Origin of the sequence: Pseudomonas cichorii (assembly GCF_018343775.1) — a bacterium.
Taxonomy (GTDB): Bacteria; Pseudomonadota; Gammaproteobacteria; order Pseudomonadales; family Pseudomonadaceae; genus Aquipseudomonas; species Aquipseudomonas cichorii.
Genome location: NZ_CP074349.1, coordinates 4,624,979 through 4,638,827, shown reverse-complemented (window position 1 = coordinate 4,638,827; position 13,849 = coordinate 4,624,979). Strand labels below are relative to the sequence as shown.

The 13,849-nt window shown below is 57.2% G+C and carries 14 protein-coding genes; 3 read left to right on the top strand and 11 right to left on the bottom strand.

Features of this window, described 5'->3' with window-relative positions; all coding sequences use genetic code 11:
• Nucleotides 1–36: 36 nt before the first annotated feature.
• Entirely contained in the window at nucleotides 37–714 is a 678-nt protein-coding gene (gene rnt, locus KGD89_RS19765; protein ID WP_025261495.1) for a ribonuclease T, read from the bottom strand.
• Nucleotides 711–1,757: a dihydroorotase gene (pyrC, locus tag KGD89_RS19760; protein ID WP_025261494.1), complete on the bottom strand. Its 1,047-nt coding sequence runs from the start codon at nucleotides 1,755–1,757 to the stop codon at nucleotides 711–713. The genes rnt and pyrC overlap by 4 nt, the downstream gene beginning before the upstream one ends.
• 147 nt (nucleotides 1,758–1,904) lie before the next feature.
• Here pyrC and KGD89_RS19755 point away from each other — a divergent pair, with 147 nt between their 5' ends.
• Complete coding sequence (locus KGD89_RS19755; RefSeq protein ID WP_025261493.1) at nucleotides 1,905–2,813, top strand: flagellar protein MotY; 909 nt, start codon at nucleotides 1,905–1,907, stop codon at nucleotides 2,811–2,813.
• A gap of 129 nt (nucleotides 2,814–2,942) precedes the next feature.
• Nucleotides 2,943–4,160 (top strand): argininosuccinate synthase, encoded by a 1,218-nt coding sequence (locus tag KGD89_RS19750; protein ID WP_025261492.1) that lies wholly within the window; start codon nucleotides 2,943–2,945, stop codon nucleotides 4,158–4,160.
• A 288-nt stretch (nucleotides 4,161–4,448) separates the two neighbouring features.
• On the opposite strand, the gene KGD89_RS19745 is transcribed toward KGD89_RS19750, so the two are convergent.
• Nucleotides 4,449–4,976 carry a hypothetical protein gene (locus KGD89_RS19745; RefSeq protein ID WP_074568821.1) on the bottom strand — a complete coding sequence of 176 codons (528 nt, stop codon included), beginning with the start codon at nucleotides 4,974–4,976 and terminating at the stop codon, nucleotides 4,449–4,451.
• A gap of 1,281 nt (nucleotides 4,977–6,257) precedes the next feature.
• On the opposite strand from KGD89_RS19745, the gene KGD89_RS19740 reads away from it, so the two are divergent.
• A complete protein-coding gene (locus KGD89_RS19740; RefSeq protein ID WP_025261490.1) occupies nucleotides 6,258–6,884 on the top strand; it encodes a response regulator transcription factor in 627 nt (208 codons plus the stop codon).
• A gap of 110 nt (nucleotides 6,885–6,994) precedes the next feature.
• On the opposite strand, the gene KGD89_RS19735 is transcribed toward KGD89_RS19740, so the two are convergent.
• From KGD89_RS19735 to metG, 8 genes are all read right to left on the bottom strand, one after another.
• Nucleotides 6,995–7,177: a PA3496 family putative envelope integrity protein gene (locus tag KGD89_RS19735; protein WP_025261489.1), complete on the bottom strand. Its 183-nt coding sequence runs from the start codon at nucleotides 7,175–7,177 to the stop codon at nucleotides 6,995–6,997.
• 106 nt (nucleotides 7,178–7,283) lie between these two features.
• On the bottom strand, nucleotides 7,284–7,922 hold the full coding sequence (gene nth / locus KGD89_RS19730) for an endonuclease III (protein WP_025261488.1): 639 nt from the start codon (nucleotides 7,920–7,922) through the stop codon (nucleotides 7,284–7,286).
• On the bottom strand, nucleotides 7,919–8,488 hold the full coding sequence (locus tag KGD89_RS19725) for an Rnf-Nqr domain containing protein (protein WP_038400006.1): 570 nt from the start codon (nucleotides 8,486–8,488) through the stop codon (nucleotides 7,919–7,921). Before KGD89_RS19725 ends, nth begins: the two co-directional genes overlap by 4 nt.
• The gene (locus KGD89_RS19720; RefSeq protein ID WP_038400004.1) at nucleotides 8,485–9,039 is read right to left on the bottom strand and encodes an RnfABCDGE type electron transport complex subunit G; all 555 of its coding nucleotides are present in this window, start codon (nucleotides 9,037–9,039) and stop codon (nucleotides 8,485–8,487) included. The genes KGD89_RS19725 and KGD89_RS19720 overlap by 4 nt, the downstream gene beginning before the upstream one ends.
• The gene (locus tag KGD89_RS19715) at nucleotides 9,036–10,016 is read right to left on the bottom strand and encodes an RnfABCDGE type electron transport complex subunit D (RefSeq protein WP_025261485.1); all 981 of its coding nucleotides are present in this window, start codon (nucleotides 10,014–10,016) and stop codon (nucleotides 9,036–9,038) included. The genes KGD89_RS19720 and KGD89_RS19715 overlap by 4 nt, the downstream gene beginning before the upstream one ends.
• Nucleotides 10,003–11,010, bottom strand: a complete 1,008-nt coding sequence (rsxB, locus tag KGD89_RS19710) for an electron transport complex subunit RsxB (protein WP_025261484.1) — start codon at nucleotides 11,008–11,010, stop codon at nucleotides 10,003–10,005. The genes KGD89_RS19715 and rsxB overlap by 14 nt, the downstream gene beginning before the upstream one ends.
• Nucleotides 11,007–11,585 carry an Rnf-Nqr domain containing protein gene (locus KGD89_RS19705; RefSeq protein WP_025261483.1) on the bottom strand — a complete coding sequence of 193 codons (579 nt, stop codon included), beginning with the start codon at nucleotides 11,583–11,585 and terminating at the stop codon, nucleotides 11,007–11,009. Before KGD89_RS19705 ends, rsxB begins: the two co-directional genes overlap by 4 nt.
• 123 nt (nucleotides 11,586–11,708) lie before the next feature.
• Complete coding sequence (gene metG / locus KGD89_RS19700) at nucleotides 11,709–13,751, bottom strand: methionine--tRNA ligase (protein ID WP_025261482.1); 2,043 nt, start codon at nucleotides 13,749–13,751, stop codon at nucleotides 11,709–11,711.
• Nucleotides 13,752–13,849 lie beyond the last annotated feature (98 nt).

The following is a 13,849-nucleotide window of genomic DNA, read 5'->3' as shown; positions in this document are numbered from 1 at the left end:
CCGGCACAAGGCCGGTTTATTCATGAAGCATGTACTTCAGTCGTCGTACTCTTCCCAGCCGCCCATTTCTTTCCAGCGGTTGACGATGCCACAGAACAGCTCAGCGGTCTTTTCGGTGTCATAGCGAGCCGAGTGGGCCTCGCGTCCATCGAAGTCCATGCCAGCAGCCTGACAGGCCTTTGCAAGCACGGTCTGACCATAGGCCAGGCCCGCGAGGGTTGCGGTGTCGAAGCTTGAGAACGGATGAAACGGATTGCGTTTCATGTCCAGGCGAGCGACGGCAGCGTTCAGGAAGCCCAGATCGAAGCTGGCGTTGTGGCCGACCAGCACGGCGCGTTTGCAGCCGTTGGCCTTGAGCGCTTTGCGCACGCCGCGGAAGATATCGGTCAGCGCGGTTTCTTCGCTGACCGCCATGCGCAGCGGGTGATCGAGCTTGATACCGGTGAACTCGAGTGCAGCCGCTTCGATATTGGCGCCCTCGAACGGCTCTACACGGAAGAAGTAGGTGTGCTCCGGGAACACGAAGCCTTTTTCATCCATGCCGATGGTGACGGCAGCAATTTCCAGCAGAGCATCGGTCGCCGCATTGAAACCACCGGTCTCCACGTCGATGACTACAGGCAGGTAGCCGCGAAAACGGGCCGCCATCGGGTGGCGAGAGCCGCCGCCACCGCCGTGACCGTCGTGTTCGTCGTCGTAATGATCTTCACTCACGCATTTTCCTCCAGCAGGCGCCAGCGCAGTTTTTCTCCGGCGCGCAGCGGGATTACGCTCAGCTCGCCAAACGGCAGACTGGCAGGGGCTGTCCACTCGTCACGTACCAGCGTGATGGTGTCCTGGTTGGCAGGCAGGCCATAGAAGGCCGGGCCGTGGAGACTGGCAAAGCCTTCCAGCTTGTCCAGCGCATTACGCTGCTCGAAAGCCTCGGCATACAGCTCGATAGCGGCGTAGGCGGTGTAGCAACCGGCGCAACCGCAGGCGGCTTCCTTGGCATGCTGGGCATGAGGTGCCGAGTCTGTACCCAGGAAGAACTTGCCGTTGCCGCTGGTCGCGGCATCCAGCAGGGCCGTCTGGTGCGTGTTGCGCTTGAGGATCGGCAGGCAGTAGAAATGCGGCCTGATTCCGCCCACCAGCATGTGGTTGCGGTTATAAAGCAGGTGATGCGCAGTGATGGTCGCTGCAACGTTGGCCGAGGCCGCATTGACGAACTGCACCGCTTCACCGGTGGTGATGTGCTCGAACACCACTTTCAGGTTCGGGAAGCGTTCAACCACACGACGCAGGTGTTCGTCGATGAAGATTTTCTCGCGGTCGAAGACATCGATCTCGCCGCGGGTCACTTCGCCATGGACCAGCAGCAGCATGCCGACTTCGGCCATGGCTTCCAGAACATGGAAAATCTTGTCGATGCTGGTAACGCCAGAATCGGAGTTGGTGGTTGCACCGGCCGGATACAGCTTGGCCGCATGGACGTAGCCGCTGGCCTTGGCCGTGCGAATGTCCTCGGGCGTGGTCTGGTCGGTCAGATAAAGCACCATCAGCGGCTCGAAGCGGCTGCCGGCCGGGCGAGCAGCCAGAATGCGCTGGCGATAGGCATCGGCTTGCTGCGCATTGCGTACTGGTGGCACAAGGTTGGGCATGATGATTGCGCGGCCAAAAGTGCGCGCAACGTCAGCAACGGTGTGAGGCAAAACAGCTCCGTCACGGAGGTGGATGTGCCAGTCATCGGGACGCAGAAGGGTCAGGCGGTCAGACATTGGGGATTCCAGGCGGGTCAAACTCGCTGGGAATGCTACCGGAAAAGACTCTCTCAGGCACTCGCTATCAAGTTTTGTAGGAAGTTACCGATAGCCCGACGTAAGAAGCACTTTTGTTTCGCGTCATTTTTATAAGTGGAGCCTCCCGTGCGCCAGCTATATCTCGCCTTGCTCAGCGTATTTGCCAGCCTCCCCGCGATGGCTGTCAGTTTCCAGACCCGTCTGGAGAGTATCGAGTGGAAGGTCGAAGGGGATCAGTTCGAGTGTCGCCTGAGCCAGCCGATCACTGACTTCGGTGTCGGTGAGTTCGTGCGCCGTGCCGGTGAGCAGGCGACATTCCGGCTCAAGCCGTCCTACAACATGCTGGGCAATGGCTCGGCCACGCTGTTGGCTGCGGCTGCACCCTGGCAGCCGGGGCGTGGCGATATCAACCTGGGCTCGGTTCGGGTCAGCAATGGCGAGATTCCTTTCAACAGCTCCGAAGCACAGGCCGGACGCCTGATCAGCGGCTTGATGGAAGGCCGTACTCCGCTCATCCGCCACAGTACCCGTGACGGCGGCGGTCCGATGGAGATACGCCTGTTGCCGGTCAGGTTCAGCAAGGCGTTCAGCGACTATCAGTTGTGCACGACCAAACTGCTGCCCATGAATTTCGATCAGATCAAGCAGGCTGAAGTGGGCTTCCCCGGCGGTGGCATCGAACTGGACGCCAAGGCGAAGGCGCGTCTGGACAACATGATTGCGTATCTTCGTGCCGACCCGACGGTCAACCATATCGAACTGGACGGCCATTCGGACAACAGCGGCAACCGCCTGACCAACCGCGACCTGTCCCGCCGTCGTGCGCTGGCCGTGATGGACTATCTGAAAGCCCAGGGTGTTCCCGAGCAACAGATTACCCTGCGTTTTCATGGCGAACGTTATCCGCTGGCGCCCAACACCAATGATGCCAACCGGGCGCGCAACCGTCGGGTGAATGTGCATCTGGAGCGTGTCGCTCCCGAAGAAAAGCCGGTTCCAGTCGCTTCCTCCGCCAGCGCTGCCCGTACTTCGTAACGCTCTTTATCCCCTCACGAGGCTGACATGACCTGTCGCCTCGTCGTCACAAGCTGTCGCGCCCCTGTAAATTTGCTGGTTTGAACGGTAGAATCAGCGGTTTTCCGTACAACCCGGTGGAGTGATGGCATGGCGGACGTAAACAAGGTAGTTCTCGCGTATTCCGGTGGCCTGGATACTTCGGTCATTCTGAAGTGGCTGCAAGATACGTATAACTGCGAAGTGGTGACCTTTACCGCTGACCTGGGTCAGGGTGAAGAGGTCGAGCCGGCACGTGCCAAGGCTCAGGCCATGGGCGTGAAAGAAATCTACATCGACGATCTGCGTGAAGAATTCGTACGTGATTTCGTGTTCCCGATGTTCCGCGCCAACACCGTCTACGAAGGCGAGTACCTGCTGGGTACTTCCATCGCTCGTCCGCTGATCGCCAAACGCCTGATCGAAATCGCCAACGAAACCGGCGCTGACGCCATTTCTCACGGCGCCACCGGTAAAGGTAACGACCAGGTTCGTTTCGAACTGGGCGCCTACGCCCTCAAGCCAGGCGTCAAAGTGATTGCCCCGTGGCGTGAGTGGGATCTGCTGTCGCGTGAAAAGCTGATGGATTATGCCGAGAAGCATGCAATCCCGATCGAGCGCCATGGCAAGAAAAAATCCCCGTACTCCATGGATGCCAACCTGCTGCACATCTCCTATGAAGGTGGCGTGCTGGAAGACACCTGGACCGAGCACGAAGAAGACATGTGGCGCTGGACCAAGTCTCCTGAAGACGCGCCAAACGTGCCGACCTACCTTGAGCTGACCTATCGCAATGGCGATATCGTTGCTCTGGATGGCGTCGAAATGTCGCCTGCCACCGTACTGGCCACCTTGAACCGCATCGGCGGCGAGAACGGCATCGGTCGTCTGGACATCGTCGAAAACCGTTATGTGGGCATGAAGTCCCGTGGCTGCTACGAGACGCCTGGCGGCACCATCATGCTGCGCGCTCACCGCGCCATCGAGTCGATCACCCTGGATCGCGAAGTCGCTCACCTCAAGGATGAGCTGATGGCCAAGTACGCCAGCCTGATCTACACCGGCTACTGGTGGAGCCCTGAGCGTCTGATGCTGCAACAGATGATCGATGCATCCCAGGCTCATGTGAACGGTGTCGTGCGCCTGAAGCTGTACAAGGGCAATGTGATCGTCACTGGCCGCAAGTCCGACGAGTCGCTGTTCGACGCCAACATTGCCACCTTTGAAGAAGATGGCGGTGCGTACAACCAGGCGGACGCTGCCGGCTTCATCAAGCTCAATGCCTTGCGCATGCGCATCGCTGCGAACAAGGGCCGCAAGTTCTTCTGAACCCGGTCTGATGTCTGAAATGCAGCCCTCGGGCTGCATTTTTTTGCAGTGCGCAATGCACTGTCATGCTTTCCTGATCCCCGATCCTTGCGTATCGATATTTCTCGCCCGAGCTTTTGAGGCCGGTGCTGAGCGTTTGCGCGTGGGCATCTGAAAGGACGCTGAATCGGGAGGAGCGTTGCGGGTCTTGCCGGGACGCTGTCGTGAAGGGCATTGCGGGGCAGGTGAGCGGTATCGACACGAAGTCCAGTCGATACCGCGTCGGGTTATCTGTTGGAATAAGCGTATTCAGGGTGTATCACTGTCCCTCTTCTGCTTGAATTCAAAACGGTAGGCTTTGCCGATATTCCAGACTTGTCGCACACTGAGATCAAGTATCTGTGCAATCTCCGGTGCGGTGTAACCGAGACTGGAATAATGCATGGCATGACCGGCCACCACATCATCAATATCCGTCGTATCATAGTGGGGTTCTTTATTGACCTCTCTTATTGGGCGACTGAATTTTATCTTTACATCATTCTCCAGTGCCAGTTGGCGAATTTCTTTTTTGTTCATTCTCAATGAGTATTGCAAGGCGGAAACTCCAGCGCCTTTGGCAACCAGACTTCTGAGTAACTCCAGTTTTGAACTCTTTTCAAGTTCGGCATCCAGTGGTGTTGTATCTTCTGCCACCGAGAGCACGGTGGATTCTGCTGTTTCACCATCGGGTATCACGGCAATCACACCTCCTTGCGCAACAAACTGTTCGACCGCCGCCGTCAGATCAAGGGGCGTTATATTTTTTGAGGATGAGTGAGAAGTTTTGTTGTTCATGGTATATCCCTTTTTGAACATGGTTATACGCATGGCCAATTCAAAAGAATTGTCAGGCCCGCTTCGGGCTTGTCAAAGGGAGGGTGTTCCTGATCGGCCATGTTCATGTTGCCCGAATCCTTTCGACTCTCTTGATAAGCCGAGTCCATATAAAGCAATGTTATTCATGGCGTCATTAAAATGACGTCGGTTGTTGAGTCGCTCCAATCTAACTGCGCATAATTGTTGGCAGAAAGTAATGAGTTCGTTGTTAAAAAAGTAACGACTGGTAATAGAATTTGCAAGTGAAAAAACGGTGCACTACATGAAATGACTTAGTGGGTTTGAAGTGGTCTTACATGCTGCTATCTACCGTCTGCTAGTTGTGTAGTACGTTTCCTCTTTACGGTGGCAGGGATGGAAGCGGAATGAAATATAGTATTAGCTACTTGTCGAATGAGCCATTCGCAGAGATGAAGTGTGCAAGGCGCCCCAGGGAAAGGCATGAAACTCGACTGTGGGGAGTATTTATGTATCACTTTTATCGTCGTGATAGCGTAAAGTCAGTATCTTGAATAGTTCTCACGGAATATCGGGTGGGTGGAAGTTGTGGGTGTTGTTATGTAGGAATATTCCGAGTCTTTCGTGGTCTTGGTCTTTTCGCCGGGTTGCGTATAAGAAAGATGTATTTATGTGTGTATTTTTTAAACGTTATGCTGGTATATAACTTCAAGAGAAAACTCCTGAAAACACTCATTATGGCTCTTGTCTTCTGACGTGTACCCGGACGGGCCAGTCAGTCGATACCCTGATCATGAAGCCTGATGTCATTGAGCCCGTATTCGAGAAAGTATCTGCCAGCAGTGTTTGCATCCTTAGTTATTTTCGTTTCAGGTATGGAAGTAGTGGCAAGGAGCTATGGTCATGGCATCTGACCGGATAATTACAATTATCAAGGCGGCGTAACCATGGAGGCGATTCGATGTTCATCGGCTATTGTCCGTTTGGACTTCAGAGGCAAAGGACTAATGCTTGACGTTATGGCAATAATTGTTTTACCTGAGTTGCGATGCTCTATCTCAGCACTCCAGACGGTAATAATTTCAGCGAAATCCGAAGGGGAGGCTCTATGAAAAATATAAAAAATAGTTCGTTAATAGCGAAATTTGTAGGAATTTTCTGTTGTATGTGTGGGAACGGTCTTTGGCTGTTAGTCCTCGAGGGTGAGCGTCATGCAAAGCACTAAACGACTAAGCTATTGTGCTGACTCTGAAAATTCGAATAGCGAAAATTGGACTGCCCATGAATAAAGTGCTGATCGTGGATGATCATCCTGTCATTCGCCTTGCTGTACGCATGCTGATGGAGCGCCATGGCTATGAGGTCATTGCGGAGACGGACAATGGAGTGGATGCGTTGCAACTGGCTCGTGAACACCTGCCGGATATCGTCATCCTGGATATAGGAATTCCCAAGCTCGATGGCCTGGAAGTCATTGCCCGTCTGTCTGCCATGACCTTGCCATTCAAGGTGCTGATTCTGACGTCGCAGGCACCTGGCCATTTTTCAATGCGATGCATGCAGGCGGGAGCGGCGGGTTATGTCTGCAAGCAACAGGACCTGACCGAATTGCTGAGCGCCATCAAGGCGGTGTTGTCGGGGTACAGTTACTTCCCCAACCAGGCCCTGCATACCGTTCGTTCGAGCATGGGGAATGCCAGTGAGGCCGATATGGTCGACCGCCTCTCGGGGCGCGAGATGATGGTGCTGCAACAGCTGGCCAGAGGGAAAACCAACAAGGAAATTGCCGACGGCATGTTCCTGAGCAATAAAACCGTCAGTACCTACAAGACGCGGCTGCTGCTCAAGCTCAATGCGCACTCACTAGTCGATCTGATCGAACTCGCCCAGCGTAACGGGTTGGTCTGACAGTCATGCCGGGAAAGCATCCTGCAGGCCTGCGCAGTATCGATCAGGCAAACCGATGTGAAAGCCTCTCCCGATGAGAGGCTTTGAGATCAGGTCTTGCAAGGGGGCGCCTAGAGGTCGAAGTCGTAATCGGCCAGTTGTTTCTGCAAGCGCCGCTCTTCCAGCATGTTATCGATGGTGCGTCGCTTGCTCAGGTTGGTTTTGGCAGGCTCGACCGGTGGTTGCTCGCTTTCGTCCGAATCGACAGCGATGAAATCGTCTTCTACGTCCAATTGCTCTTTGCCGGTACTCATGAAAGTGACTCCAGGCTTTGGCTGTCGTTGGCGCACCTTATATCGATAATCCTGATGCTGGTAAAAAAGATTTTTTCAATCGATTGAGCACTGGCCTTTCTATCGCTCAATCGTCCGAGGTCTTTTCCTTGTAATCGCACAGATCCTCGATCCGGCAACTGCCGCAGCGTGGCTTGCGCGCCTGGCATACATAACGTCCATGCAGAATCAGCCAGTGGTGGGCATCTAGCAGGTAGTTTTTGGGGACAAACTTCATGAGCTGCTTTTCCACTTCAACCACGTTCTTGCCCGGCGCGATGCCTGTGCGATTGCTGACGCGGAAAATATGCGTGTCGACTGCCATGGCTACCTGACGAAAAGCCGTGTTGAGCACGACATTGGCGGTTTTGCGGCCCACGCCCGGCAATGCTTCCAGAGCTTCACGGGTTTCTGGTACCTCGCTGTTGTGCCGTTCCATCAGCAGCCGGCAGGTTTCAATGACGTTTTTGGCCTTGCTGTTATAGAGCCCGATGGTCTTGATGTACTCGGACAGCCCTTCGACACCCAGTTCGTAAATGGCTTGCGGCGTATTGGCGACCGGATACAGTTTTGCCGTGGCCTTGTTGACGCTGACATCGGTCGCCTGCGCTGACAGGATCACCGATATCAACAACTCGAACGGTGTGGTGTAAGCCAGCTCGGTTTTAGGATCGGGATTGTCTTCGTGGAGCCTGCGGAAGATTTCCTGACGTTTTGCGGCATTCATGAAAAGGGTATTTCCTTGGAAGGTGTCGGCCTGGTCAAGGCGTTGTATGCGGCAAGCAGAAGGCCCAGAAGAATGAAGCTACCGGGTGCCAGAATTGCCATGTGCAAGGCTGGAGCCGGCAGGCTAATGTGCCACTGGATTGCAGAATTGCCAAACAGCCAGTGGGCATTGCTCAGGATTGTCCCGTTGCCCAGCAGTTCGCGCACGAACCCCAGGGCGAGCATCAGTGAGGCGTATCCGCTCAGTGCATATCTGCCGAGCTGTACGGTCTGGATCTGCATGCAATGAATGGCCATCAAGGGCAGATAGATTCCCAGGGCCTGATGCAGGTCGGGTGTTTGAAGCTGTAGGCCCGTTTCTGCGCAGGTGACCAGCGTGGCAGCAATCAGGGTGCTGGCAAGCCACTTCTGGCTGGCATCCAGCAACGGCGCAAGCACCTGCAACAAGGCTCTGTGCAAGGTCGCGATCACGGTGAAGATCAGCAGGAAGGCCAGCGCCTTGATCAGCGAGTCCGTGGCGCCAATCAGCGGTACGAGCAGAATCAGGCAGGGCATGGGCCGTTTCATGGTTGCGTCCCCACAAGCACGGCCTTGTTCCCGTCGAAATAGCGCAAGGTGTTCTGGATGGCAGCGACAACTGCTCTGGACGTGATGGTAGCTCCGGCGATCTGGTCGAAGGTCCCGTCGTTCAGCGATTTGCCCGAGAGCCCCTGCAACCACTGAGGTTCGGTCACGATGCGGGCCCCCATGCCCGGTGTCTCGTGCTGTTCAAGCACTTTGGTCCCCAGCAACCTGCCTTCAACCGATACGCCCACCAGCAACTCCACGGGGCCGGCATAACCCTGGCCCTGGCTATGAAAGATCACAGCGCAAGGTTTGCCCTCGCGGCTGGCGAGAAAGGCAGCGCGCACCGAGGAATCGCCAGTGGGCAACTTCAATGGATGACGCAATGGCTGATTGTCGTAGCTGCCAACCGGCAGGACACTCGACCACTCCCGGTCACGGGCTTCTTCCATTGCCGCCTGAACATGCGGTGCTGCAGCCTGTTGCAGCGTGATGCTGACACCGAGCCCCAGCCCGGCGATGGCGACAATAACGACCACACCAAGGGGTTTCATAATGCCGCTTCCCTTGATGAGCGCATGGCCAGCCGCTCCAGTGCCGGTACAGCCAGATTCATCAGCAGCACCGCGAAGGCCACACCATCCGGATAGCCGCCCCAGGTGCGTATCACGTAAGTCATCAACCCGATACCGACCCCGAACAGCAGGCGTGCTCTTGGGCTTGAGGGGCCTGATACCGGCTCCGTGGCGATAAAGAAGGCGCCCAGCATCGTGGCACCGGTCAGCAGGTGAAAGGCGGGAGAGCCATTGGTGTCCGACCCTGAGCCGTTCCAGCACAGCAGGCTGATCACGAACAGGCTGGCGAGCATGCCCACCGGTGCATGCCAGCTAATGATCCGCTTTTGCAGCAACAATGCACCGCCTGCAAAAAAGGCCAGGTTCACCCATTCAATGCCGCGACCGCCCATGCCTCCAAATGCGGGATGACTGGCGAACAGCTCGTCGATGGTCAGGTGGGTGTTGATGCGCAGCACATCCAGAGCCGTGGCCTGGGACCATACATCCGGTTTCGGACCTGTGCTGAAGCCGAAGATCTGTTGCAGGCCGCCCATCAGGTTCAGGCCATGGATGGCAGGCCAGTGATTCATCTGCGACGTAAAGCACACCAGCACAAAGGCATAACCGAGCATGGCCGGATTGAACGGGTTCTTGCCGACGCCGCCATACAGGTGCTTGCCAAAAACCATCGCGAAGCCGCTGGCCAGGACTGTCAGCCACCAAGGCGAGTAAGGTGGCAAGGCGAGGGCGAGCAGGGTGGCACTGACCAGTGCGCTGCCGTCCATCAAGCCTGGTCGCGCAGATTGCCCGCGTAATCGAAGGCCGGCGAACTCCACGAGCAGTGCCGTGCCGGCGGCCAGCAGCCAGGTGATCAGCACTCCCCACCCATACAACCACAGCAGCGTCAGCGCGCCGGGCACTACTGCCAGCAGGACAGTGCCCATGGCTTTTTGCAGGTGCTCAGGCGTTTGCATCGGCCAGTGCCGCTTCGGCTGCGTTCAATGTCATTTCAGCGTTTTGCAGTTCTGTGCCGAGGGCTGCGAGCTGTTCTGGGGGCGCGTCTGCCGCTTCGGCTTTCTTCAGGGCGGAGCGAGCCATGGCCAACTGGATCTTGGCGCGTTTTACCCCGCTGTTGTCGGCCTTGGCCACGGGCTGCCTGGGTTGCCCTGTTGCTGCAGCAAGCAGTTTTTCCAGCGCCTGTTCGGCGTCCTCGAATTCCCGTTGCAGCTCCACCAGTCGTGCAGCCTGCTCAGCGATAGGCGGATGACCAAACGCCTTGAGGGATTTGTTCAGTTGCGCACGGCTCATGGCCAGGGTGATGCGGGCTTTTTTCAGCGCCTCTTCTTCCACGGCGGGCTTGTCGGCGCGACTGCGCTCGATGACCGAGGCGCTGACCGGTAACGGCTTTTGCGCCCGAGCCTGACGCTCTGCCAGGCGCTGCTCCTGTTCGCGACGCAACCTTGCATTGCGCGCCTCGAAGCGATAGCGGGCATGGTTGCGCTTCTGTGCGCGGGCCTGAAGTTGCTCGGTGCTCGACGCAAGGCCGCCGACAATCGGCGTAACGCTTGCCAGGGGCAATGGATGCATCTCGATACAGTCCACCGGGCAGGGCGCTACGCACAGGTCGCAGCCCGTGCATTCGTCGATGATGACCGTGTGCATCTGCTTCGCGGCGCCGACAATGGCATCCACCGGACAGGCCTGGATGCACTTGGTGCAGCCGATGCATTCCGCCTCACGAATGAACGCGACCTGGGCAGGCGCCGAGCCACGTTCGGTATCCAGCGGCAAAGCGGGGATCCGCAGCAACTGCGAGAGTTGCGCAATGGTTTCCTCGCCGCCGGGCGGGCACTTGTTGATGGCTTCGCCACTGGCAATGCCTTCGGCGTAAGGCTTGCAACCGGGATGCCCACATTTGCCGCATTGGGTCTGTGGCAGCAGGGCGTCGATGCGTTGTATCAGGTTCATGCCGTGACCAGCCCGTTGAAGCCCATAAAGGCGAGTCCCATGAGGCCGACGCTGATCAACTGGATCGGCAGCCCGCGAAACGGTTGTGGAATATTGGCCGAGCGTAGCCGTTGTCCAAGATCATCCAGCAGGCTCAATACCAGCCAGAAACCCAGGCCGGCACCCAGAGCCAGTGTCAGCAGATGCCTAAAGCCCTGATCAGGTTCGATACCGAGCAGCACCACACCAGCCAGGCCCGTATTGGCCAGCAGCAGAGGCCGCAAGCCGTCGAAGTCCAGCCGGGGTAACAGTCTATTGAGCACCGTCAGGCCGGGATTCAGTAAGGACACAATCACCGGCAGAACCACGAACAGCCTCAGGTAACCCAGATTCAAGGGCTTCAATGCGTAATGCAGGATCAGATAACTGACAAAGCTACTCGCCAGCATCAAGCAGCAGGTAGCGATACCCAATGCATGCAGGCGATGCCGTGGCAGCGTGTGCGCTTCCCTCAGGGAATCGGCACCCAGCGGTTGCTGCAACACGAAGTTGTTGATCAGGGCAGCGCTCAGGAGTGTGTAAATGAAATCGGTCATGATCTTGCCGGGTGGCGAACAGGCTGATGAGCCTTTTAAAAGTAGACATTATCCGGCAAGAAGGTGGCGGACATACAAAGGCCCGATAGCCGCACACATGTGGCTATCGGGCCTTGGTTCACATCACTTGATGCGCTGGCCTGGCTTGGCGCCGCTGTCGGGGCTCAGCAGGTAGATTTCTTCGCCACCAGGGCCTGCCGCCATCACCATGCCTTCGGAAATGCCGAAACGCATTTTCCGTGGCTTGAGGTTGGCGATCATCATGGTCAGGCGACCTTCCAGTTTGCTCGGGTCCGGGTAGGCGCTCTTGATGCCTGAGAACACGTTGCGCTGTTCGTCACCGATATCCAGAGTCAGACGCAGCAGCTTGTCGGCGCCTTCCACGTGCTCGGCCTTGAGGATCAGTGCAACCCGCAGGTCGACAGCGGCGAAGGTATCGAAATCGATTTCCGCCGACAGCGGATCCTTGGTCAGTTCGCCATTGCCTGTTGGCGCAGCATCGGTAGAGCTGGCGGCCAGGTCTTCTTTGGAGGCAGCAGTCATGGCTTCCACCTTGGCCGGGTCGATGCGGGTCATCAGCGCCGAGAACGGATTGAGCTGGTGGTTGGCCAGCAGCGTCTTGTGATCGTCCCAGGTCAGCGGTGCGACGTTGAGGAATTTCTCTGCGTCGGCTGCCAGCCGCGGCAGAACCGGCTTGAGCAGAATCACCAGTTGGCGGAACAGGTTGATACCCAGGGCGCATACGGCCTGGACTTCATCCTGCTTGCCTTCCTGTTTGGCCAGCGACCACGGAGCCTTGTCGGCGATGTAGGCGTTGGCACGGTCGGCCAGAGCCATGGTTTCACGCATGGCGCGGGCGAAGTCGCGAGCCTCGTAGGCTTCGGCGATGCCCGGCGCAGCCGCCAGGAAAGCGTCGGTCAGTTCCGGTGCGGCATTAGTATCGACCAGAACGCCGCCGTTGCCCTTGTGAATGAAACCTGCGCAACGGCTGGCAATATTCACCACTTTGCCGATCAGGTCGGAGTTGACCTTCTGCACGAAGTCTTCGAGGTTCAGGTCCAGGTCATCGACGCCACGGCCCAGCTTCGCCGCGTAGTAGTAACGCAGATACTCGGGCGACAGGTGTTCAAGGTAGGTGCGCGCCTTGATGAAGGTGCCACGCGACTTGGACATTTTCTGCCCGTTCACGGTCAGGTAGCCGTGGACATTGATGCCGGTCGGCTTGCGCAGGCCGGCGCCTTCGAGCATGGCTGGCCAGAACAGGGCGTGGAAGTTGACGATGTCCTTGCCGATGAAGTGGTACAGCTCGGTGGTGGAGTCCTTGGCCCAGTAGGCATCGAAGTCCAGGTCCGGGCGACGTGCGCACAGGTTCTTGAAGCTGGCGATGTAGCCGATAGGCGCATCCAGCCAGACATAGAAGTATTTGCCCGGCTCGTCCGGGATCTCGAAACCGAAATACGGCGCGTCACGGGAGATGTCCCACTGCTGCAGGCCGCTGTCGAGCCATTCGGCGATCTTGTTGGCGACGGCGTCCTGCAGGGTGCCACTGCGGGTCCAGCTCTTGAGCATGTCCTCGAAGGCTGGCAGGTCGAAGAAGAAGTGCTTGGAATCCTTCAGGACAGGCGTTGCGCCGGAAATCGCCGATTTCGGGTCTTTCAGGTCAGTCGGCGCGTAGGTTGCGCCGCATTTTTCGCAGTTGTCGCCATACTGATCCTCGGTACCGCATTTCGGACAGGTGCCCTTGATAAAACGGTCGGCCAGGAACATTTTCTTTTCCGGGTCGAAATACTGAGTGATCGAGCGCGTGGCAATGTGCCCGGCATCCCGCAGGCGGGTGTAGATCATGCTCGACAGCTCACGGTTTTCTTCTGCGTGCGTCGAGTGGAAGTTGTCGAAGTCCACCAGGAACTCGGCAAAGTCGGCGCTGTGTTCAGCCTTGACGTTGTCGATCAGTTGTTCCGGGGTGATGCCTTCCTTTTCTGCGCGCAGCATGATGGCCGAGCCATGGGCGTCGTCAGCGCAGACGTAAGTGCACTGGTTGCCGCGATGCTTCTGGAAACGCACCCACATGTCGGTCTGGATGTACTCGAGCATGTGGCCAAGGTGAATGGAACCATTGGCATAGGGCAGGGCGCTGGTAACGAGAATCTTGCGTGGCTCGGACATGGGGCTCGGCTACTTGTACTGGAACGGAGGTCGGCCACTATAAAGGGCTGAGCGATTTTTTTCACCTTGCAACGGGCCCTCGCAGTGAAACCATGCCG